Source organism: Pedobacter sp. SYSU D00535 (genome assembly GCF_017355855.1).
Classification (GTDB): domain Bacteria; phylum Bacteroidota; class Bacteroidia; order Sphingobacteriales; family Sphingobacteriaceae; genus Desertivirga.
On sequence record NZ_JAFEWD010000007.1, the window covers coordinates 163,351 to 187,513 of the forward strand.

The window sequence follows — 24,163 nt, forward strand, 5'->3', positions numbered from 1 at the left end:
CTTCTGTTACAATCTGTATAGGAAAAGGGGAATTTCGGAATAACTTTATTTGACAGACGATTATTGGAAAGTAAATTGAATATTCAGCAAGGCATACTCGCGGGTATTATTAACGCATCAGAAGATATTATCATCGTTCAAGATCTTGATGGGTGTATAATATCTTGGAATCGGGCCGCGAGTTTAGCTTTTGGTTATAGTGAAGATGATGTGTTGGGAAAGAGCGCCAGTCTGATAGTTCCGGAACATTTGCGTGGGGAAGAAAACGAACTTTTGGAACGGGTGAAGCAGGGTGAAAAAATTGGCCAGTTTGAGACTTTTCGTGCCACTAAGGCAGGAAAGTTGATACACGTGGCAATTGGTTTTTCACCTGTAACCAATCAGCTGGGTGAGATCGTAGGATTATCGGCAATTGGTCGGGACATACAACGGATCGCAGAAGAAAAGCAGGGGATGTTAGCTGCCATTATCGATTCATCTGATGACGCTATTGTAAGCAAAAACCTCTTCGGGATAATTACCAGCTGGAATAGAAGCGCCGAGAGACTGTTTGAATATTCTGCTCACGAGATTATTGGCCGGCATGTTCATACGCTTATTCCCGAAAAACTTTGGGAAGAAGAAGCAATGATCATCTCGAGAATAAAGAGAGGTGAGAAAGTAGAACATTTTAAAACCCTTCGAGTGGCCAAAAGTGGAAAACTGCTGCAACTCTCCGTTACCGTTTCGCCGATAAAAAACCGGGCCGGTGAAATTATTGGTGCATCGAAAATAGCACGCGATGTTAGTCAGCACCGCCTGGCAGAAGAAAAACAGGGAATTCTGGCCGCCATCGTTAGCTCCTCTGATGATGCTATTGTAAGTAAGACGCTCGAAGGAATCATCACCAGTTGGAACTTTGGAGCTGAAAGACTTTTTGGTTACCACGAATCAGAAATCATAGGGAAATCGATTTACACCATTATCCCTAGAAATCGCCACCATGAAGAACAAGGAATTATTAATAAAATAAAAAAGGGCGAAAAAGTTGATCACTTCGAAACTGTACGGGTGGCAAAAGACGGTAGAGAACTTTCCCTTTCTATAACGGTTTCTCCTGTCAAAAACAGATCGGGTGAGATTATTGGTGCTTCTAAAATTGCCCGGGATATATCTGAGCAGGTTAAGGTGAGAGAAGATAGGGAACTGTATACTAAAAGACTCGAGAAACTGAATCACTATAAAGATGAATTTATTGGGATGGCAAGTCACGAGCTTAAAACCCCATTAACCAGTATTAATGCAAATCTTCAACTGCTTCAGCGAAAACTACAGGAAAGTGCATTCAAAGGCTTTGTAACTAAAACTCTTAGGCATGTAAATAAGCTGACGGCTCTTGTTTCTGAGTTATTGGACGTAACAAGAATACAAGAGGGTAAGCTGCAGTTGAATAAGACCTATTTCGACCTCGCTGAGTTGGTAGAGGAATGTGTGGAGAGCATACAGCCGACAACAACGCATACAATTCAGTACGAAAGCAAAATTACAGGTGCGGTATTAGCCGACCGTCAGCGCATTGAGCAGGTGATTGTCAATTTGCTTACTAATGCTATTAAATATTCCCCACACGGAAAACAGGTGATCGTAAGTACCGAAATGGACGAACACGAGATGTGTGTAAGTATTCAGGATTTTGGAATCGGAATTCCCGCAGATCAGACTGCTCAGATTTTCTCCCGTTTCTATCGGGTAGAAGGGCTTGCACCTACCTATTCAGGGCTGGGGATTGGTTTGTACATATCTTCTGAGATTGTACAAAGGCATAACGGAAAGATTTGGGTCGAAAGCGAAATTGGTAAAGGCTCTACTTTTAAATTGAAGATGCCCTTGAAATGAAAAAGCGCCTCTAGGGACGCTTTTTTGCTGTTGTTCTAACTTCTTTTATAAGCCGGTATTTTAAATACACTACCAGGGCCAGGCCGAACAGGCTCGCTATCGCCAGCGGATACTGTTCTCCCTTAAACCCGTAAAATACAGCCAGTCCGAGGATCAGGATGCCAATGTTGTATAATACATTTAGCAGAACATTCTTTATCATGTCTAATAAACCGGCATAGATGGATCGAACTTCTCTTTCCAGGCTAAAATGCCACCTTCCAGATTATACAGGTTGTCGTAACCTAGCTGCTGCTCCAGTTGCATAATGGCAGCTGCGCTTCGCTTCCCACTACGGCATTGTACAATTACAGGCTTGTCAGTAGCGATCTTATCCGACTCAATTAACACTCCTGCCAAAGGGATATTTTCACCACCAAGATTGGATACTTCATACTCAAACGGCTCACGAACGTCAATTAATTGAAATTCTTCACCGTTATCTATTTTTTGCTTCAATTCTTCAACTGTTATTTCTTTCATTTCTGATGAATTTGATATCTCAAAGATAGTGTTAATACAATATGCCAAAGCAGCGTTGTCTCAGCAAAAAAATATTTTACTTTAAGCTGTAACAACAAGGCCTCCTGGCCGTTTTATAAATTATTATTCGCTAGGGAATTAATGAAAAAAATTACAAATTTCTTCTGGTTTTGTTCAGGAGCCCATGTTGACACATTAAAACGTTTTCCCACAGAGCATAATAAATACGTTGGTATAGGAGCCACCATATTTTTTACCGCCTTGTTTGCAGCACTTTCCGGCGGTTATGCAATGTATTTCGTGTTCTCCGGAAGTCCGGCTGCAATTATTTGGGCTTTTATTTTCGGTCTGCTTTGGGGCCTCGCGATTTTCAATATGGATCGTTATATTGTAGCCAGCATTAGCAAAAGCGGTTCTTCCAACCGGCAGATATTACAGGCAACTCCGCGGATTTTGCTAGCGATAATGATAGGAATTGTAATTTCAAGACCACTAGAGTTAAAGATTTTCGATAAAGAGATACGGCAAAAGCTCAAGACAAGCTATCTGAACGGCCAGCGCTCAAAAATTGATACCCTGAACCGCACTTTTGCCAGTAAATACGGCGCTGAATTAGCTAAGATAGAGGACCTAAAAGCAGAACGGGATTCGCTGCAACAGGATATTAACCGATCAAGGTATTTGCTGAATCAGGAGATTTTTGGCGATAAGACGAATCAGACTTCTGGCCAGGTGGGATATGGGACTTACGCTAAGCAGAAGGAGGCTGTTTTGAATCAAAAGGTTGAGCGTCTGGAGGCGGTTCGCGGTGAGATGGCAAAGATGGAAGATTTCCTGAACCGGCGTAAAGATCTGGACGGTTTAGCGAGCGAGCGGATGTTTAACAGCCAGCAGTTGGACAGTTTGGCGAACGTGGCGGGATTCGCAGACCGCAACTGGGCATTAGGCCAGCTAAGTTTCAATGCTGATGGCAGCCGCGACCTGGGAACTTATTTGGCAATAACTTTTATAGGCCTGCTTTTTATCCTGTTTGAGTGTTTGCCCGTGTTTGTCAAACTTATGAGCCCGAAGGGACCGTACGATTATGCACTTCAAAATGTAGAAGAATCGGCCGTTTACGGGTCATACAAGCATAAAGACTACGACATAGCAGTTACTGACGGGGTTCAGGATACGAGAATTGAAACAGAAATTGATAAACAAAAACGAATAATAAAGGGGCGGTCGGCACGTGAGCTTGAAAATTATTCATGGGAATAATCACTGGCAATTAATGAGAAACGCTTTTTTTACCCTTGTGGTGGCAACGCTGCTCGGTTCATGTGCAATCAAAAAATCAGAACAGGTGTTCGTCCGGCAAGATGATGTTGAACGGCTCATTCGAACATTATCATCAGATGAAATGCAGGGACGGGAAGTTTTCAGTCCAGGCATTGAAAAAGCAGCTCAATTTATAGAGTCGGAGTTTAAATCGATCGGATTGCAGCCGCTGCCCGGATTGAAGAGCTACCGTCAGGAAATCATAGTGCGAACAGCGAGGCCCTTGGCAACCGATGTAACTGTTGCTGGTGAAGTTATTTCAGCCCAGCATGCCCTCGTGATAAGTGACGAAAGTTCAGTGAACTGGTCTGAGAAAGACAATATTCCCGTTCATTACGTTAAAGCAGGGGAGTCGTTCGCGAGCCGCTATCGGGCTATCACTGCATTGAATAAACCGGCGGTAGTTTTTGTTGATGAGTCCTTTTTTGACGCATTCAAACGGCTGCGAGATCACCACATGCGAGACCGTGTATTTGATCCTTCTGATCAACGGCCGTCTACTGTTTATATTTTAACAGATAACGATTCTCCGGCAACCTTTAGCGTTAGTTTTCGAAATCAGATCGAGTCCTCTTCGATGTCCAATATCGTCGGAGTCCTTCCGGGGAAATCAAGAGAAAAGGAAATGGTAATTTTTTCCGGGCATTATGATCACATCGGTGTGATTGATCCAGTAGCTGGTGATTCAATTGCCAATGGTGCAGATGATGACGCCTCTGGAGTGACCGCAGTAATTTCCCTGGCAAAGCATTTTAAACAACAGGACGATCAGGAGCGGACGCTTGTTTTTGTCGCTTTTACGGCTGAGGAAGTTGGATTAGTGGGTTCAAAATATTTTTCGGAGAAACTTACGCCGGAAGACGTGGCGGCTATGTTCAATATTGAAATGATCGGGAAGCAATCTATGTTTGGTAAAAATACTGCTTTTATTACCGGGTTTGAACGTTCGGACTTTGGCAAAATCCTGCAAAAGAACCTGGAAGCTACAGACTTTAAATTCCACCCGGATCCTTACCCGCAGCAACAGTTGTTTTATCGAAGCGATAATGCAACCCTGGCGTCTTTAGGAGTGCCGGCACACACTATCTCCACCGTTCAGATCGATAAGGATGAATATTACCACACGGTTGATGATGAGCTTTCAACTCTCGACATTAGCAATATTCAGGCAACCATCAAAGCCATCGCACTAAGTGCAAGAACGATAGTGAATGGCAGCGATACACCCACCCGAATACCTCCTGTTAAAAACTAGATCCGCTTGGAGGAATTGTGTATTCCAGGACATAGTCGTTGAGGGTAAATTGGTAGTAGGGGATGTCTACTTCTTCTTTTATTTGAAATCCCTTTTTTAGGTAAAATTGAAGAGCCGGATTGTTGCGGTTAACATTCAGCTCAAGAGAAGATCCTTCAATTTTCTTAGTTTCTTCCAGAATATATCTGATGAGCGCTGACCCCACGCCTTTTCCCTGCTGGGCAGGAGAAATATAAAGTTTATGAATTTTAGTGGCCGATCCTTCAGTTGCAGGGCTGTATCCAGCAAAGCCAAGCGGCTCAGTTTTTTCTGCAACAATAAACTGAATCCCACCTGTCATTTGATTTTGCAGTGCTTCAGATGAATACATGTCGTGGAGCATGAATTCAATCTGCTCGGCCGACAAAATTTCCGCATATGTCGCCCACCATATCTGGTGTGCAAGATGATGGATTGAGGGAATATCACCTATGGAAGCGAGACGAATTAGCATTTATAAACTCTCTGAGATAAATGTGAATTCATTATCGAAAGTAAGCGTATAAAAGCCGTCTTTTTCAGTCTCAAAGACGCCATCGCTAATTTTTCTTAACCCTGTTGTTTGCAAGTTTTGCGCCTCCCGAAGGACTTCCAGCCGTTCTGCTGCCGCTTGCCATTTGCTAAAACCAGAGGCCACCGGGAAAACTTTTTTCTCTGGCGTTAGGACAACGAGATTAATCCGACCTACAAACAATAGATAATCTTTCGGTGTGAATTCAGAAGTAATGATGTTTACAGCTGGATACTGCTCACCTACTAAAAATTTCAGCGCATCCTGTAAGGGAGCGTCTACGGTATGGATTACCAGGGTATTGTCCTGTAGATCCGGGCTTAGTTCTTTGCTAATGATAGCATCTACTTTTATGCCCAAGGAGTCTACGTTTTCGTACACTTTTTCGTCGACGACCACGGTGGGGCTCCACTCGAGCAACTGTCCCAGATTTTCATAGTTGAATCCCTCAAGATCCATGATCAGAAGTGCCGGTTCCTGTTTTTCGCGAACTATATGATGAGACGACATACGACAAATTTAAGTGTTAAAACAACGTAACTTTAACGAACAAGTTTAACACTTCTTGCGGACAGTTGAGAAACTCGTTATTAGCGAAGCTCGACAGTCTTGTGGTATAGCTCCTTTAAAGCCCTGGTCGGATGGTCCGCTCCGTTTACTGCAGCCGAAACGGCTACACCGTAGACTCCGGCTGCTATCAATTCGTCCATTACATCAGCAGTAACGCCGCCTACGGCAAGCAACGGAATCTCAATTTTCTCCTCAGCCATCCTCAAGGCGATATTACGATAACCCTCTATTCCTAATAAAGGATAGTTGTTGGGCTTGGTCTGAGTAGTGGCCAAGGGACCACAACCAATATAATCTACCGCCTGGCTTTCTGCAATTCGTTGTATGTCTTCGAAGGTGTTAGCAGAAGCTCCAAGGGTTTTGTCGGGGCCAATTGTGGCCCTCACCGCCTTAAAGTCAGCCTGCATATCTTCAATGTGTACCCCCTGGATATCCGCCTTGTCCAACAGATGAACATGATCAGTTACGATAAGTGTCGCTCCCCAATCGTCACAGATTGCTGCTATAGCATGCAGGTCGGCTAGAAGTTCCTCATCAGATTTTGTAAGGCATCTGTACTGAACCCAGTTAGCCCCAGCCTCGCAGGCTATCTGAACCTGTTCGATATGGGTTCTCTGGGGTAGATCCTGCGTGAGGTAATGAAAGCGGGATATATATTTTTTCACGTTACTCAAGAACTTCTGTTATAGGTTGTCCAATGTTGCCGTTTGGCTCCTGAATGTGAAGCAGGGCAGAAAGAGTAGAAGCGATGTCGGACATTTTAACCGGTCTGTTAGTACTGCCGGGTTTAATTCCCCAGCCCATAAAAACAAGTGGAATGTGAGCATCGTAGGGATTCCAGGTTCCATGTGTGGTACCCGTAGTGCCGTAGCCCTGGAACCAGGCGGGGTTTAGCATTATTTGAATATCACCGCTTCTTTTAGGATTGTAGCCGCTTCCGATCCGTTCTTTCAGAATTTCAGGTAAAGTGCTTGCTGAAAGTTCTTTCATTGGTATAGCGAAAGCTACGGCATCTAGTTTGGAGAGGAAATTGGTGCTCTCCTTAATGATCTCATCCTTATTTAACTTATTGTGTTCAATCAGACGGTTGTTGAAATGTATCTGGTAGTTGAAATTGGCAAGCACCAGATCAGCCGCACCAAACTTGTCTTTCAGCTTCGAATTGAGGTCCTTTTTTACCTGATCGCCGTCCCAGTAGCCTGCTGGCATTTTGCGATCCTTCAAATAGGTGGGGTTATGAGCTGCCCCATGATCTGCCGAAAGGAAAACCACATACTGCCCTTTACCCACTTCAGTATCCAGGTAATTGAAGAAGCCCTCCAGGTCCTTGTCCAAACGTAAATAGGTATCTTCCACTTCGATGGAATTTGGCCCGAACTGGTGTCCGATGTAGTCGGTAGAAGAGAAGCTGACTGCAAGCAAATCGGTCGCCTCATCTTTTCCTAAAGCCTCGCTGCGGATGGCGGCTTTTGCAAAATCCACGGTCAACGTATTGGCGAAAGGGGTATAGCGGATTACTCCGAGGCCTTTCCCGCCCGTCAGCGTATGTGGAAACGAAGTGCTTGTTTCTCCTTGAAATTTCCCCTCGTAGTGATTATTGTCTGCGGTGCTTTGCACATACGTTGTGACCGGATAGAGTGTGTTCCAGCCTTGGCGGATATACTTTTCTACCTGCTTCTGGTTGTTGAACTGCTGTACCCATTGTGGCAGTTGATTCATATAGTAGGTACTGCTGATCCAGCCTCCCGTAGCGTCGTCAAACCAGTAGGCTGCATCCGCCGAATGTCCTGCAGGAAGAATTCCTCCCCGGTCTTTTAGCGCAATTCCCAATACCTTCGATTTGAAGTTAGTTGCAAGTTTCAATTCATCACCAACCGTACTTGAAAGCAGGTTTCTTGGCGACATTTCACCCGCAGTTGAAGTGCTTCCAACTGTTCGTGACAGATAATCTTCCGTGCAATACACCCGCTTTCCCGTTTCCTGATTGTACCAGTCGTTACCAGCAATGCCGTTTATCGCCGGAACGCTTCCCGTATAAATGCTTGCATGGCCGCAGGCGGTGAAAGTTGGGATATAGGGTATGTTCGCGTTTTCGCAGGTAAAGCCCTGTTTTAACAGGCGTTTGAAACCGCCATCGCCATAGCGATCATTGTAGCGGTATAAAAAATCCCAGCGCATCTGATCTACCACAATACCTACCACAAGCTTGGGTCTGGGAAGGGTAGACTGAGGCTTTTGCTGCGCAATGACAGCAGAAGTAAAAAACAAAGAAATGATGATTGATGTGTTAAAAAGTCTCATTAGGAATCTAAAGCAATGGCGCAAAGTTCAGGATTGTAATTTAAAACTTGTGTTAAATTTGATGCTCGTGTTCCATTTGTTAGCTAAATTGACGTAATTTATACAGTTATTGTTTTAATCAGTACGGCTTTTCAATCGATGACGATTTTGATTGCAGACGATCATGCCATTGTCAGGCATGGGATTACATTAGTTGTAAAGGACATTCTTCCGCAAGCGATGGTGTACGAAGCGGACAGCTTTACCGCCGCGGTTAGGGCGTTAACGGCAAACGCTGTTGATCTATTGATCCTTGATATTAATATACCGGGCGGCAATAACGTAGAAATGATTGAGCATGTCAAGACGGTATTTCCGTCCACCAAAGTGCTCATGTTTTCAGGATATGATGAACTGCTGTACAGTGAGCGCTGCATCGCACTAGGGGCAAGTGGTTATCTTAGTAAAAATGCTTCCCCTTCTGATATCAAAAACGCGATCCGCACGGTACTTAGCGGCCGGACATACATCAGTGAAGAGGTGAAAAGTAGTTCTGTAGGTGGCGAGAATGGCAACCTCCTCAGTCTTTTATCCAATAGAGAGCTTGAAGTGGCCATGCTGCTTGTACAAGGTTTGGGAGTTATAGAGATATCAAAATCGCTCAACCTCCAAACATCTACCGTGAGTACCTACAAAAACAGGGTTTTCGAAAAATTACGAATCAGTAACCTAGCGGACTTGATCGAGAAGTTCAAACTGTATAAATCCCTATAATCCTATCTTTTTTCCTGACTGAAGACTTTCAGTTGATTCCACGCTATCATATTTTTTGCCGCGAAAAATCTTTTCGCTTGTCGAACTATTACTACAAAAAAAACGTAAAGCGGGGGGTACTTTTGTAGAAGATGAGTTGGCAGCTACGCTCTCTAGGCTGTCTTGATTAGATTTATTACTTCAGGCTTATGGCAAAATATTTACGCGCAGTACTATTTTTCGCTTTTTTTATATACGCCGGCGATTTGCTCGCGCAGTTTCCGTTTTATGAATCCTTCATGGGGCCAACGGCCAAGAATTTGGTTTTTGGTGGCGAGCCGACAGCTTACCTGACTTCCGGAATCAATGATCCCGACGGACAGGGCTATTTACGGCTCACTAACAAAGACAATAATCAAACGGGTTATGTGGTGTGTAACGCCGTCTTTCCGTCTACCAAAGGTTTTAGTGTAGAATTTGAGTATTTCACGCACGGAAACAACGATATTTATTACCCGGGTGCAGACGGTATCTGCTTTTTTATGTTTGATGCTACGGCGAATCCCTTTAATATTGGTGCATTTGGAGGCGCTTTAGGGTACGCTCAGCGTTATCTGGCAGAACCTGGCAAGCCGGTTGTACATCTTCCCGGTGTAAGTAAAGGGTACATAGGTGTAGGTTTGGACGAATGGGGTAACTATGCAAAAGCTTTTGAGGGAAAAGTTGGAGGCTTATCGTATAAGACGGAACACCAGGTAGTGATTCGCGGAGCAGGAGACGGAAAGGACACGGTTAACAATTATCCTTATCTGACTTCCCGGAAAACAGTCGACCTCCCTACGCCTTTCCATCTTAATGGAGCTAACCGGGAGGCTGTTAATGAAAACATCAACGGATACCGTAAAGCAATTTTCGAACTCCAACCCAGACCGGGCGGCGGTTATTTTGTAACCGTTAAAATTCGTTACAACAGCGGAGGAGTAATCAACACTGCTACCGTTATCGACAATTTTGAGTACACTACTCCGGCTCCTCCATTCCTGAAATTTGGTTTTGGCTCCTCTACCGGAGGTACCAATAATTACCACGAGATACGAAATCTCTCCATTAACCTTCCCGGTGACGCTAACGTGCCTCCGCCTACGCCGAAGGACGATAGTTTCACTGTAGGTCAGGGAGATCTATCCGGAACGGTCAAGCTTGCTGCTACAGCTAATGACGAACCTGGTGATCCAAGTGGAGCAATTGATAAAGCGAGTATAGACTTTGATGCTACCACGCCAGGTATTCAATCAAGTCTCTTGGTGCCAGGAAGGGGAACATTTAAAGCCGATTCAGAAGGGAACGTAACCTTTATACCGGTCGATGCTACTGTCACAGGGTCTGTTTCTGTTAAATATTCTATCAACGACCTGTACAGCCAAACGTCACCAACGCAAGCTTCGATTACTGTTTTAATAAATCGAAGTCCAACGGCTGTTGACGATAATGTAGCAGCTTTCCTGCAGGGGACGTCTAGTACATTCAGTGTAACGGCAAACGACACGGATCCGGAATCAGATGCAATAAACCCTGCCAGTATTGATCTTGATCCGTCAACTCTTGCAGAGGATAAAACAAAAGTAGTAGCGAACGAAGGAACTTATCAGGCTAACAATGACGGGACGGTTACATTTACTCCGCTCGCTGGTTTTTACGGAAATGCTACTCCGATAACTTATACCATTAAAGATGCTTTCGGTGCGGTGAGTAATGCAGCAACTATCACTACGAAAGTTACAGCACTATACCAGCCCCCGGTAACAGCCCCCGACAGTAAAAGTACGGATGAGGACACTCCAGTTACTTTTAACATTCTTGCAAATGATACCAATGGAGACGGAACTATAGTGCCGTCCACGGTGGATTTGAATCCAGCTACACCTGAAGAAGAGAAGACTTTTTATGTGGTTAATGAAGGAACTTATACAGTTGATAACCTGGGGAATGTCACCTTCACTCCTTTAACTAACTTCAAGGGGATTGTAAATACGACCAATTATACGGTAAAAGACAATACTGGTGTGGTTAGTAAGCCAACAGCAATTAATGTAACGGTAAATTCGGTAAATGATGCGCCGGTAATTACCTTCATTAACGAGACTACTGCTGAAGACACCCCCGTAACCTTTGGCTTACCTTTAGCACTTGATGCGGATGGAACCGTTAATCTAAGTACTATCGATCTCGATCCCTCAACAGTAGCGGAAGAAAAAACTTTCACGGTAGCAGGGAAAGGTACCTTTGAAGCGAAACCTGACGGTAAAATCACGTTTACTCCTGTGTTGAATTTCACAGGGACAGTCGGACCGGTTAAATACACCGTCAAGGATAACGAGGGTGCGGTGAGTAACATTGAAAATATCACAGTGACGGTTACTCCGGCAAATGATGCTCCAACGGTAGCTAATCAGAATTTGAAGACGAATGAGAATACAGCGCTTACAATTAATTTAATTTCCACCTTTGCCGACATTGATGGTACCCCCGATTTAAGTAGTATAGTTACCACAGGTTTGACGCATGGCACCCTTACCTCCAATGGTGATGGCACTTTCAAGTATCAGCCCAACACCGGATACTTCGGACTTGATGGATTTAATTATTCTATCAAAGATAATGACGGCATTCTTTCTAATTCAGCCCGTGTCAGTATCACGGTGAACGGCAGGCCGTTTGCTGCCAGAGATTACAAGAATGTTAATGAAAATTCCGCTCCGGTGATCATCAACCTGGCCGCCAATGACAGCGATCCGGAAAATGCATTGAACCTTGCAAGTATTGTGGTAAGTAACATTTCAAACCTGGGAGAAGTTGGTGTAAAAGCAGACGGAACCGTAGAATACAAACCTAAACATGGCTATCACGGGGAAGAAACGTTTACTTATACCATTAAGGATGCGGAGGGTTTTGAATCAAATTCTGGAATAGTAACTATCCTGATAAATGCTTTACCAGTAGCAAGAGACGACGCATTTAAATATACGGCAGCAGGTCCTAATGAGCTTTTTATTTTAAATAATGATAATGATCCAACTTTAACCGGCCGCCTTGACGTAGCCAGTGTCACATTTAGTACACCTGCAAATGGTACTTTAACTCTAAATACTGATGGCAGCGTACGATACACTCCTAAGTCAGGCTATCAGGGCCCTGATAGTTTTACCTATACTGTTAAGGATAACGAAGGTGCAGTATCGAACGTTGCAACTGTAAATCTTACTTTCAATCCTGCCCCTGTCGCCAGAAATGATGAAGGGTATTTCTTGAAGAGAGATACAGAGATTACCATTCCAGTTTTGGATAACGATACTGATAACCATGCCCTGGATCGTACAACAATCCAGGCGACTAACGGTACTATCGGAACCACGAGCGTTAATCCCGATGGAACTGTTAAGTATCAGCCTTATCCTGGTCAATTCGGAAATGATACTTTTACCTATACTGTGAAAGATCAGGAAGGGGCACGTTCAAACGTCGCTACGGTAAAAGTTAAGGTTGTTCCTGCACCTATTGCAGTTGACGACTTCAACAATAAAGTAAATCCAGGAGCGTCGACAGAGATTTTTGTTAAGGCAAACGACTTTGCTGTAGACGGAACAATCGACCTTGCAACCATCACTATAAAAACGCCACCAGCACACGGTAATGCTGTCTTAATTGACAATACCAGTGGCAAAGTTCGCTTCACTCCAACCCCCGGTTATTCCGGACCGGACAGATTTACCTACACAATTAAAGATACGTATGGCTATGAGTCCATTCCAGCTACTGTACATATTACCATCAATGCTCCTCCTATTGCCGATGACATTACCTCTATAAAGGTAAACTCAGGTTCTGAGGTGGTGATCGATGTAATTCCTTTTACAAGGGATTTAGACAACAGTGGAATTAACCGTGGATCAGTAGCTGTAAAGGATGCTACCAATGCTTCTTTTGTTGGGGTGAATCCAACCACAGGGGCGGTAACATATAGGCCTCAACCAGGATGGTATGGCAATGCCACGCTAAAGTACAGCGTGAAAGATAATGACGGGGCAGAGTCGAATGTGGCTACTGTTAGCATTCGTGTTAACGGCCCTCCGGTTACTAAAGATGACGGCCTAATTAGGCTGAATGCCGGTTCTGCAATCGACATAGATGTTTTACAGAACGACTTTGATTCTGATGCTGCTACCTTAACAGGAGCTTCCATATTTCCTGTAAAGCCGGCTAACGGAACTGTAGTCGTAAATAATGGCAAAGTAAGGTTCACTCCTGATCCGGGCTTTTCAGGTTCAGAAACATTTTCGTATACTATAAAGGATGCTGACGGGGCAGAATCAAATATATCGACTGTTACGCTAAGGGTAAATGCGCTTCCTATTGCTAATAATGATCTTATTAGTACTGAGTTTAACCGGCCGGTAACTATCCGTATTCTTGATAATGATACTGACAAGGAGGGACCTCTTGAATTAACAAGTGTGATAGTTATTACCCAGCCGCTGCATGGAACTTTAAGAGTCGATCCTGATGGAAGTGTGTACTACACCCCTAATGCCGGATATCATGGCCCCGACTTTTTCCGATATACGGTGAAGGACCTGGATGTAGCTGCTTCCAACGAGGCACGTGCTGATATCACCGTTCACCCTCCTACAAAATTGGGATTAGCGAAAAAGTTAGCGTCTTTAAACAAAGCGGTTAATGGCAGCTACGATGCGAAATTCTTGTTTACACTTGTGAATTTCGGTTCTGATCAACTTGAAAAGGTAAGTTTAACCGATGATCTGGCAAGCGCACTGGCAGGTTCAACCTTTGCTGTAAAGAGTGTGACTACTTCGGGCGGACTGGTAGCAAACACGAACTACGATGGAAAAACTACGATCGAAATGCTCAACCCGACCAGTACCTTGGCGGGAAATAGTACCGCAACTGTAGAGTTGGTAGTGAATATTAAGATGGAGAACGAGGAGAAGGCAACTTTCCAAAATAGTGCTTTCGCCACTGGTCAGTCGTCTAGAAATGGTATCATTACCAAAGACCAATCAACAGATGGAACTAAACCGGATGTCACTTCGCCAGGAGACGTAACTTCAGCTATATCAACAGAGATTGTAGTTGAGAAACCGAAACAGTTTATTCCAGCTGGCTTCTCTCCAAACGGTGACGGAACTAATGACAATTTCGTGATTGAAAACACCGGCAATAATCGGATTTCACTTGAGATATTTAACCGTTGGGGTAACCGGGTATACAGAAGCAGCGATTATAAAAACGACTGGGACGGAAGGTGTACGGAAGGGGTTCGACTGGGAGAATATGTTCCTGACGGCACCTACTATTACATTGTGAACATAGAAACTGTAGGAAAACAAGTGGGATACATCACTATAAAAAGATAAGATGAGAAAGCTATTTATTTTAACCATAGTCTTCTTAACGGGATTAGGGAACACTACCCAGGCGCAGCAAGAAGCGATGTACTCGCAGTACATGTTTAATACCCTGGCTGTTAATCCCGCCTACGCGGGAAGCCGCAATTTGATTTCAGCAACTGGCTTATTGCGTAGTCAGTGGACGGGTATCGATGGAGCGCCCAGGACAACTACTTTCACAATCGATGCTCCCATTGAAGACAAACGGATGGGGGTTGGAGTGCAGATATTTAGTGATAAAATCGGGATTACCAGCACTACGGGCGCTTTTGCAAGTTATGCCTACCGGATCAGAATGGACAAGGCGTCCTTGTCTTTCGGCTTGCAAGCGGGAGTGAGCCAGTATAGGGCTGATTTCTCATCTGTTTCTCTTAACTACGAAGGGGGCTCTAATGACGCGGCTTTTCAGGAAAATACGAACAAGCTAATGCCCAATTTTGGTACCGGTGTCTATTACAATTCTGACAGGTTTTATATAGGCCTTTCTGCCCCTCAATTGCTGAATAATAAATTTTCGGGCTTGAAGGTGGAGGGCGATAATTCTTTCGCAGGGAAACAGGCTCACTTTTTCCTTGCTTCGGGATACGTGATGCCGCTAGGAGAGGATTTTAGCTTTAAGCCCTCTTTCCTTTTGAAGGGGGTCCGCGGTGCGCCATTGGCCGCCGATTTTAATGGTACGTTGTGGATCAGGAATACAATCGCTTTCGGTGCTCAATATAGAACGAACGCAGCGTTTGCAGGCCTGCTGGAGCTGCAAGTGACGCCGCAAGTGCGACTGGGGTACGCGTACGATTATACTACTACCAGTCTGAAGAGTTATAGCGGAGGAAGTCACGAAATTATGCTTCGCTACGAGTTTGGGTTTGAAAAAGGAAAAGTGCTATCACCAAGGTATTTCTAATGTTTAGGTTTACGATTTTGAGAAAGATATTTTTAATACTATTTGTGTTGTTGACTGCTTCTGCGGAGCTGTTTCCTCAGGCACAGAGCAGTAAATCGGCAGTATTTAAAAAAGCTGCGAAAGAGTATAATGCAATGAGATATGTGGCGGCAGTTCCGTTGCTGAGGAAAGTGGTTAAAGCAGAGCCTCAAAACAAAGAGGCCAAGGAGATGCTGGCGAACAGTTATCGCAACCTGAAAAATTATGACCAAGCCTTGTATTGGTACGAGCGATTGAGCCAGGAGTCGGGGTTGAAGCCTCAGCTACTTTTGAATTATGCTGAAGCGCTTTTGACGAAGGAGCAATACGAAAAGGCAGAACAGTGGTATAGAAAATATCAGCAGTCCACGTACAACAAATCTGCGGCTAACAACTTTGTAAAAGCCTTCCCCAGCCTTGGCCAGCTTAAAAAAAATACAAACGGCTATACCGTATCCTATCTTAACATCAATACAGCGGCCGCAGAATACGCTCCAACATTCTATAAAGGCGGGTTGATCTTCAGCAGTAACCGTGAAACCAAGGGAATTAAACGGAAAGTATTCGCCTGGGATGGGACGCCTTACAGTAACCTTTTTACCGTGAGCGATATAAAATCGCTAAAAGGGATTAATCCCGATAGCGTGCTGCAGGACGTTAAGAAGAGGCCTGAAGCTTATAAGAAGCAGTTGTACAAATTTAATGACGACGATACAGAAGCCACAAGTAACGACAGTAGAACGCTGGGGCATTTTGCGGCAATGGTGGTGAAGGATACGCTTGGTAAAGTATTAGCCGAACAGGTAAAAGTAGAAATGCTGCCATCTAAAGTAAATTCAGAGTACCATGAGGCGGCAGCGGTCTACAGTAACGGAAGTCTGTTTTTTACAAGGAACAACTACTATAAACGGAAGGCAGGCTCGAGTAAGGAGGGGATCAACAAGCTTAAGATATTCACGGCTTCGGGCGAAAATTTTGACGAGGTGCTGCCTTTTGAATTCAATAGCGACGAATATTCTGTAGGACACCCTGCCATCAGTAAAGATGGAAAGATTCTGATTTTTGCTTCGGACATGCCAGCGGGCTACGGAGGATCAGACCTCTACTACTGCACACGTCAATCAGTGGACAACAGCTGGAGTAAGCCTATTAACATGGGCGGGATCATTAACACCGAGGGTAACGAACTATTTCCATTTATCGACAACAAAGGAGGGTTAATCTTTTCCTCCACCGGCCACTTTGGACTTGGTGGCTTGGATCTTTTTTATATCAACCTTGATGGGATTAAGCCCAAAGGAGTGCCGGTTAACTTCGGCTCACCAGTGAATTCGTCCGTAGATGATTTTGCAGCAATCATCAATGAAGACGGTCGTACCGGATATTTTAGCTCCAACCGCAGAGGGAATGACGACATTTACAGTTTCTCATCGAATCCTTTTTCAATAACTTTAAAGGGTAAGGTAAGCGATTCAAAGACCGGTAAGGCAATCGCCAACAGCAGGGTCATTTTGAGCGGGTTCAATTTAAAGGATAGTGTGTCAACGGATGGGAACGGCCAATTCAGTATCACTCTTGATAAAGAAGTTGATTACCAGGCAGACGTGAAAAAGGAAGGTTACTTGAGTGCACAATCAAAATTAACAACTAAGGGGATACGCAAAGATTCGGTAATCCGCGTAAGCTACAACCTTGATCTTGTTCCTCCCGTGCGGAAGCAGGTGATTGTTAATTGTGACTCCATTCGCAAGGCTTTCGAAGTACACAATATTTATTACGACGTAGACAAGTCTTTAATCCGCCCGGATGCGGTTCCAGCCCTGGATCACGTAGTAAGGCTTTTAAAAGAGAATCCCGGTATCTCAGTGGTTGCAGCAAGTCATTGTGACAGCCGTGCTAATGAGGAGTACAATATCAAGTTATCTTTAAGAAGGTCGAATGCGGTGAGAGATTATCTCATAGCGCACGGAATTGAGGCAAAGCGGATTAAAGCGGAGTATTACGGCAAAAGCCGGTTGGCAGTAGAGGGAGATGAAAGTGCCGAAGATATACAACGACTTAATCGAAGAACAGAATTTTTTGTGATTGCTAACGGCGTAAATGTTACGCTGCAGGGGTGTTTGAAGTAAGGCTTATTTTGAGGGGAGTAAAGTAGAGGCCGGGGCGTTTTGCTCCGGCCTTTTTTATTAAAATTTCAAGCTTAATTGCAGAAGGAAGTTGCGTTCAGCCTGGGGATAGTAATAGTTTTCTGTGGTGAAACCGCCAGAAAAGTAACTGAAGGTATAACCGTTAGATTCGTATAACTCATTAAACAAGTTATTGATAAGAAGCGTTACGCCTAAGTTTTTAATCTGCTTGAGGGGCGTGTTGTAACTCAAGCGCAAATCGTTGACAAAAAAACCGGATATCTTTCTATCCTCATTGGATGTATTGTCCAGGTACTGCTTGCTCACGTATTTAGAAAGAAGAGCAATCTCCGTTTTTCGGAACGGACGATAGGCAAATTCATTAGAAGCGATAAAGCGTGGAGAAAAGGCGATATCCGTGTCGTAATGCGTATACTGCTGTTGAGTCTCATTATCGTAGTCGTCTACAAACTCCACATATCTGTCTACCTTGTTTTGTGAAATGCTTGCAGTGGCATTCCAATTTAGACTGTTGTTCACCCGCAGACGCATATCTCCTTCTAAACCTATCCGATAGCTATCGCGGACGTTTTCACGGATATACTCCCCACTTTCGTTTACCCTTCCGGTCAACACCAATTGATTCTTATAAAACATTCCATATCCATTGATACCAGCTGCAAATCCTGCCCGAGACGTGCGAAATCCTAACTCCACATTTTTAAGATTTTCATGAGAAGGACGGGTAGCTGGAGTTGAATTGACATAGTCGTCGCGGTTGGGCTCCTTGTTAGCTATTGCAAACGAACCGTAGAACGTACTCTTACCTAACAAATAGCTTAATCCAATTTTAGGATTGAAAAAATGCAGGCGGTCGTTTTGATCTATTGCTGCCCGGTTTTTATCCAGGCCGCTAATGTCGTAGTTGACACCGCGGTATTGCAGATCACCGAAGAGGTTGAAGTTATTGATCTGGTAGTTGGCTCTTCCATAGATGTTAAAATCCGTTTTGAAGCCGTAGCCCTGATAGTACCGGTCTTGGTTTCTGCTGTTCGACGCAAATTGTGCCCAGATAACTTCTCCAAAATGACCGCCATCGTATTCGTTGTATCCCCCGCCGAGGGTTAAGTCAAACAAGTCGGAAGGTTTGTAATTCAATGAATAGGTGACTCCGTAGAAATCATTATCCAACCATCTGCGCCGAACTAGATTTGTATTTTCAATCAGCTCGCTGCCTACTGTTACCGGATCCAAGCCATAGTCTGCCAGTTCTTGATCTTCTTTAAATTCCTCATAGTAACCGCGACCGTAGGTGTAATGTAGCCCGACATTCGAATTTAACCGCGGTGAAAAGGTATGCGTATACAGAAGTTGGTAGTGGTCCTGTGTATAGTTGTCGGTCTGGTCTTCATAGTTGAAGCCGTTGTATCGCCTGTTTGAGGGAAGCATCGCTTCTGGTACGCCGTTCCAGGCTTGGTAAGTTCTTTCATTTCCTGAGAAAACGTTAGCACGCAAAACGTCTTTCTTTCCGTAATATGCACCACTCAAGAAATAGGACTTCAGATTCGAAAAGCCGGGTTGAATGTAGCCGTCCGATTTAATCCTGGATAACCTTCCGTCAAAAGTGAATTTATTATCGATAAGGCCTGTTCCCACTAAAACAGTATTTTTAATCGTTTCAAATGACCCTATTGAATTATTCAACTCGGCGTAAGCAGAATCCTTTCTGGTAGTTGTCTGGATGTTCAAGCTTCCACCGAAAGCACCCGCTCCATTCGTTGAAGTTCCCACGCCGCGCTGAATCTGGATATTTTCTACAGACGAGGCAAAGTCGGGCAGGTTCACCCAAAAGGTTCCCTGGCTTTCCGGGTCATTGTAAGGGATACCGTTGATCGTAACATTTACCCGGGTTGGGTCGCTTCCGCGGATTCGAATGCCGGTATAACCAATTCCCGCTCCGGCGTCCGAGCTAACTACTACAGATGGGGTTTGATTTAGTAAGTAGGGCAAGTCCTGACCTAAATTGTTCCTCTCAAGTTCTTCTCTGCTTACATTCCTAAACGTCGTAGGAGTCTTTTCGCCAGCTCTCGTTGCAGTTACAATAACCTGGTCTGCCAGGAGGCTGGTAGGCGTCAGTCCTATTCGAATGTTCTGTGGCCCATCAAGCTGAACCGGTCTGGAATAGGCGCCATAACCCAGATATGTCACCACTAGGGTGTGGGCTCCTCTGTTGAGGTTAGTTAGGGTAAAACTTCCTTGTTCGTTCGTCTGTGCAGACCTGTCGCCTACACGAACAGTTGCACCAGGCAAGGGTTGGTTGTTTGTTTTGTCGGTAACAGTACCGCTGATGGAAATTTGAGCTAAAGCAATGAAAGGCATTAGCAGAGCCATGAAGGCCAGCACGTAAATCTTTTTCAACTTTCTTGTTTTTTTAGTTAAAACTGATGCATAACAGGGGCTTATGCATTTAACTTACCTCCCTACGCCGGCATTACCCGGATCAGGTTCCGGAAAAGATCTTTTTGTAAGATCTCTCCATGGGTATATTCTCAGCCTGAAATGATGTTGTCGAGGACAACTTAGGCACCCCTAAATGAAGTGCAAATATAGGAAAATGGCCGATAGAATTGATGTGTTGTGATCTGGTGCTCAAATCTGACACAGCGAAGACCTTTCATGAGATCGTTCCCGGAAACGATTGCACAAATATTCTCGTGTAAAGTGTTCGTATTCTTCACAAAACTCATTACAATTGCTTCGAACTAATCTCTTTGTCAATTTTCCCGATATTAATTTGCAGGAAATGAGATTGTAACAAATGAGTGATGCCCTGTTACTACGACAGCGAGCATATTAATATTGCGGGGAAAAACCGTTTTTAAACGAAATCTAATAAACGAAATGACACACACACTTAAAGTAACTGCATTCCTGGCAACAGTGGCACAGGTAATGATGGGGGATGCGTTTGCCCAGCAGCTTAAGCCGCAACCCTGGCCTACTACCTTACCAACAGTTGAAGTTCCGGTATTTGAGAAAGATACCATAAGCATCGTTCAGTTTGGAGCCATAAGCGATGGAATTACTCTGAACACCAACAGTATTAATAAAGCAATTGAAGAATGCAGTAACAAGGGTGGCGGCGTTGTGGTGATTCCTCGTGGTACCTGGTTGACAGGTCCAATCGAGCTAAAGAGCAATGTGAACTTGCACCTGAAATCTGATGCCCTTTTAACTTTTACTGCCGACAAAAGTCAGTACAAGCTGGTGGAAACTAACTGGGAAGGTTTAGCCGCTGTCAGAAATCAATCTCCCATTTCGGGAACCAATTTGGTTAACGTTGCTATCACCGGAAAGGGTATAATTGATGGTAACGGACAAGCTTGGAGAATGGTGAAAAGGGACAAGCAAACAGATAGCCAGTGGAAGAAGCTACTTGCTTCAGGCGGCGTGGTGAGTGAGGATAAAAAATCCTGGTACCCAAGCGAAGCGGCGTTAAAAGCTTCTAAGATTAAAAATGCAGGTGTAATCGCTCCAGGAAAAACGCTGAAAGATTATGAAGAGATTAAGGATTTCTTGCGTCCCAATCTGTTAGTCTTGACAAAATGTGACAAGATTTTGTTGGAAGGGGTAACGTTCCAAAACTCTCCGGCCTGGAATCTTCACCCATTGATGTCGCAAAATATCACCATCAGAAACTTAACTGTTCGCAACCCCTGGTATGGGCAAAACGGAGATGGGCTCGACCTGGAGTCGTGTAAAAATGTACTGGTGGAGAACAGCTCTTTTGATGTTGGTGATGATGGTATTTGTATCAAGTCAGGTCGCGATGAGCAGGGAAGAAAACGGGCGATGCCTACCGAGAACGTGATCGTCAGAAATTGCGTCGTGTATTCAGCCCATGGTGGTTTCGTTATTGGTAGCGAAATGTCTGGCGGAGCAAGAAATATTTATGTTTCCGATTGTACCTTCATTGGAACTGATATCGGCCTGCGTTTCAAAACAACCCGCGGCCGCGGTGGAGTAGTTGAAAACATCTTCATCAAAAACATCAATATGAAGGATATTCCAGGTGAAGCAATTCTTTTCGACATGTACTATGCAGCGATTGATCCGGTTGCCTTAGCCGGAGAAAAACGTGATGCACCGAAGGTGGTTTTACTTCCGGTAACAGAAGAAACACCCCAATTCAAAAATATCTATATCAGTAATGTTGTTGCAGATGGCGCAGAGAAAGCAATCTTTGTGAGGGGTCTTCCTGAAATGAACATCCACAGCCTTTTCCTTGAGAATATGACCTTGAGAGCAAAAAAAGGTGTAGAGATCGAAGAGGCTAAAAATTTATACTTTAAAAATATTCATGTGATCGCCGAGGACACGAGACCGGTTGTGAATATCGCAAGAAGTTCAGCGTTGACCTTCGACGGGTTAAAGTATAATCAAGGCGCAGAGGTGCTCTTTAATATCACAGGCGAAACTTCTTCGAATATAAACGTTGTTAACACCAAAACTGCCGATGCAAAGACGCCCGCTGAATTTGGCACTGATGTCAATAAAAAGAAAGCACTAAAAATCAGTAAATAACCTATTTACCATTCATGAAAAAAATTTCTGTTATAGCTGTTCTAATCCTGGCATTTAGTTGCCAGGGTTTATTCGTTTCTGCCCAGGGAAAAACTACCAAGCCTGTATCTGAAAGGCTGGCTGCTACTGCCATGGAGCGTTGGAGAGATTCCATGTGGACAGGACGCCCGGCAAAATGGACGTACGATCAGGGGACGGTGATGGAAGGAATTGCTGCTGTATGGAAGAGAACCGGAGATGGAAAGTACTTCGATTTCATTAAAAGAGGAATGGATCTTTTCATTCAGCCAGATGGAAGTATCCGCACTTATAAGCTTGCAGACTACAATATTGATAACGTTAAAAACGGTCGTGCACTTCTTGTTCTGTACAAAGTAACGGGGCAGGAAAAGTATCTAAAAGCAGCACAGTTGCTACGTCAGCAGTTGAGCACGCATCCACGTACCAATGAAGGCGGCTTCTGGCACAAGAAAGTATATCCTTACCAAATGTGGTTGGACGGACTATACATGGGTCAGCCCTTTTATGCAGAGTACGCTGCTATGACGAATGACCATGAAGCCTTCAACGACATTGCACGTCAGTTTATCCTTATGGAAAAGCATTCCGTTCATCCGGCAACAGGATTATTGTATCATGGTTACGATGAGTCTAGACAGCAAAAATGGGCAGATAAGGAAACAGGTCGTTCTCCTCATTTCTGGGGACGGGCGATGGGCTGGTACGGAATGGGATTGGTAGATGCCCTTGAGTATTTCCCTGCTAATCATCCTAAAAGGGATTCTGTAATTGCTATTTTGAACCGTTTTGCAACAGCAGTACAAAAAGTGCAGGATGCTAAGTCTGGAGTTTGGTACGATATTCTTGACAGGCCTACTGGTAAAGGAAATTACCTGGAGTCCTCTGCTTCCAGCATGTTTGTGTATGCTCTCGCCAAAGGAATCCGTTTAGGTTATCTTCCTCAAAGTTATCTTCCGGTTGTTGAAAAAGGCTATCAGGGTTTGCAGAAAGAGTTCATCGAGGTGGTGAATGCGGATAGGGTGAACCTGACTAAAACCGTAAGCGTTTCTGGTCTTGGAGGAAGTCCGTATCGCGACGGCAGCTATGAGTACTATTTAAGCGAGAAAGTGATCACCAACGATCCAAAAGGCGTAGGTGCGTTTATCCTGGCAGCTAATGAAATGGACCTTAGAGCGATGCCAAAACCAGGTCTGGGGAAAACCATCACATTGGATTATTACTTCAACAACGAATACAAAAAGGACCCAACGGGAATTATCTCGCGCTATCACTATACATGGGAAGACAATGCAAACAGCGGGTTTTCCTTACTAGGTAATATCTTTAAGAATGCTGGTGCCAGCTTGAACAGCTTGACTGCAGCTCCAACCGCTGCGAATCTTCAGAATTCGGATATCTATATCATTGTTGATCCGGATACAGAAAAAGAAACAGCAGCTCCAAATTTCATGACTGCTCAGTCTGCTGATGAGCTGTATAAATGGGTGCACAATGGAGGTGTTTTAGTCCTGATGACCAATGATCATACCAACGCCGAGCTGAAGAAGTTTAATACTTTGTCAGAGCGTTTTGGTATTCGGTTTAATGAGGATATGGTTAACGCCGTGAAGAACGATCAGTATGAAACCGGCGCATTCGCAATCCCCAAAAAGCACCCGATTTTCCAGACAGCAAAGAAAGTGTATATCAAAGAAATAAGCACTTTAAACCTTTCTTCACCAGCTAAACCAGCTTTTACTTCAGGTAAAAACGTAATCATGGCCAGTGCACAAGTGGGCAAAGGGACTGTTTTCGCAGTGGGAGATCCATGGTTTTACAATGAGTATGTAGACGGACGGAAGTTGCCGGCGCAGTACGAGAATTTCAAGGCAGCGACAGACTTGGTTTACTGGCTGGTAAATCAGGTTCCTGCCAGGTAATATT

The 24,163-nt window shown here is 44.2% G+C and carries 16 protein-coding genes and 1 riboswitch; of the genes, 9 read left to right on the top strand and 7 right to left on the bottom strand.

Translation table 11 applies throughout. The annotated features are described in order from the left end of the window. Positions 1 to 63: 63 nt before the first annotated feature. A complete protein-coding gene (locus J4N23_RS15205) occupies positions 64 to 1,875 on the top strand; it encodes a PAS domain S-box protein (protein ID WP_207428512.1) in 1,812 nt (603 codons plus the stop codon). A 10-nt stretch (positions 1,876 to 1,885) separates the two neighbouring features. Here the strand turns inward: J4N23_RS15205 and J4N23_RS15210 are convergent, their stop codons facing one another. Together J4N23_RS15210 and J4N23_RS15215 are read right to left on the bottom strand one after the other, a co-directional pair. After that, positions 1,886 to 2,077, bottom strand: coding sequence for a DUF6358 family protein (locus tag J4N23_RS15210; RefSeq protein WP_207428514.1), 192 nt, complete (start codon positions 2,075 to 2,077; stop codon positions 1,886 to 1,888). A 2-nt stretch (positions 2,078 to 2,079) separates the two neighbouring features. Continuing rightward, on the bottom strand, positions 2,080 to 2,397 hold the full coding sequence (locus J4N23_RS15215) for a rhodanese-like domain-containing protein (protein WP_207428516.1): 318 nt from the start codon (positions 2,395 to 2,397) through the stop codon (positions 2,080 to 2,082). A 141-nt stretch (positions 2,398 to 2,538) separates the two neighbouring features. On the opposite strand from J4N23_RS15215, the gene J4N23_RS15220 reads away from it, so the two are divergent. Together J4N23_RS15220 and J4N23_RS15225 are read left to right on the top strand one after the other, a co-directional pair. Beyond that, complete coding sequence (locus J4N23_RS15220) at positions 2,539 to 3,657, top strand: DUF4407 domain-containing protein (protein WP_207428518.1); 1,119 nt, start codon at positions 2,539 to 2,541, stop codon at positions 3,655 to 3,657. Positions 3,658 to 3,670: 13 nt separating this feature from the next. Further along, positions 3,671 to 4,972: a M28 family metallopeptidase gene (locus tag J4N23_RS15225; protein ID WP_207428519.1), complete on the top strand. Its 1,302-nt coding sequence runs from the start codon at positions 3,671 to 3,673 to the stop codon at positions 4,970 to 4,972. Here the strand turns inward: J4N23_RS15225 and J4N23_RS15230 are convergent. From J4N23_RS15230 to pafA, 4 genes are all read right to left on the bottom strand, one after another. Next, positions 4,962 to 5,465, bottom strand: a complete 504-nt coding sequence (locus J4N23_RS15230; protein ID WP_207428520.1) for a GNAT family N-acetyltransferase — start codon at positions 5,463 to 5,465, stop codon at positions 4,962 to 4,964. The genes J4N23_RS15225 and J4N23_RS15230 overlap by 11 nt on opposite strands. Then, complete coding sequence (locus J4N23_RS15235) at positions 5,466 to 6,032, bottom strand: thiamine pyrophosphokinase (RefSeq protein WP_207428521.1); 567 nt, start codon at positions 6,030 to 6,032, stop codon at positions 5,466 to 5,468. Between the two features lie 80 nt (positions 6,033 to 6,112). Then, complete coding sequence (locus J4N23_RS15240; protein WP_207428522.1) at positions 6,113 to 6,757, bottom strand: thiamine phosphate synthase; 645 nt, start codon at positions 6,755 to 6,757, stop codon at positions 6,113 to 6,115. 1 nt (position 6,758) lies between these two features. Next, entirely contained in the window at positions 6,759 to 8,393 is a 1,635-nt protein-coding gene (gene pafA, locus J4N23_RS15245) for an alkaline phosphatase PafA (protein ID WP_207428523.1), read from the bottom strand. A gap of 138 nt (positions 8,394 to 8,531) precedes the next feature. Here pafA and J4N23_RS15250 point away from each other — a divergent pair, with 138 nt between their 5' ends. From J4N23_RS15250 to J4N23_RS15265, 4 genes are all read left to right on the top strand, one after another. Continuing rightward, on the top strand, positions 8,532 to 9,146 hold the full coding sequence (locus tag J4N23_RS15250) for a response regulator transcription factor (protein ID WP_207428524.1): 615 nt from the start codon (positions 8,532 to 8,534) through the stop codon (positions 9,144 to 9,146). A 188-nt stretch (positions 9,147 to 9,334) separates the two neighbouring features. Further along, positions 9,335 to 14,557: an Ig-like domain-containing protein gene (locus J4N23_RS15255; protein WP_207428526.1), complete on the top strand. Its 5,223-nt coding sequence runs from the start codon at positions 9,335 to 9,337 to the stop codon at positions 14,555 to 14,557. A 1-nt stretch (position 14,558) separates the two neighbouring features. After that, positions 14,559 to 15,491, top strand: a complete 933-nt coding sequence (locus J4N23_RS15260) for a type IX secretion system membrane protein PorP/SprF (RefSeq protein ID WP_207428528.1) — start codon at positions 14,559 to 14,561, stop codon at positions 15,489 to 15,491. 17 nt (positions 15,492 to 15,508) lie between these two features. Continuing rightward, a complete protein-coding gene (locus J4N23_RS15265; RefSeq protein WP_207428530.1) occupies positions 15,509 to 17,638 on the top strand; it encodes an OmpA family protein in 2,130 nt (709 codons plus the stop codon). Positions 17,639 to 17,695: 57 nt separating this feature from the next. Here J4N23_RS15265 and J4N23_RS15270 read toward each other — a convergent pair whose 3' ends face one another. Further along, on the bottom strand, positions 17,696 to 20,053 hold the full coding sequence (locus J4N23_RS15270; RefSeq protein ID WP_370527283.1) for a TonB-dependent receptor: 2,358 nt from the start codon (positions 20,051 to 20,053) through the stop codon (positions 17,696 to 17,698). 41 nt (positions 20,054 to 20,094) lie between these two features. After that, positions 20,095 to 20,236: riboswitch (TPP riboswitch) on the bottom strand. Between the two features lie 300 nt (positions 20,237 to 20,536). Between J4N23_RS15270 and J4N23_RS15275 the strand changes: the two genes are divergently transcribed. Both J4N23_RS15275 and J4N23_RS15280 read left to right on the top strand, forming a co-directional pair. Further along, on the top strand, positions 20,537 to 22,219 hold the full coding sequence (locus J4N23_RS15275) for a glycoside hydrolase family 28 protein (protein WP_370527284.1): 1,683 nt from the start codon (positions 20,537 to 20,539) through the stop codon (positions 22,217 to 22,219). Positions 22,220 to 22,233: 14 nt separating this feature from the next. Then, positions 22,234 to 24,159 carry a glycoside hydrolase family 88 protein gene (locus J4N23_RS15280; RefSeq protein WP_207428531.1) on the top strand — a complete coding sequence of 642 codons (1,926 nt, stop codon included), beginning with the start codon at positions 22,234 to 22,236 and terminating at the stop codon, positions 24,157 to 24,159. Positions 24,160 to 24,163 lie beyond the last annotated feature (4 nt).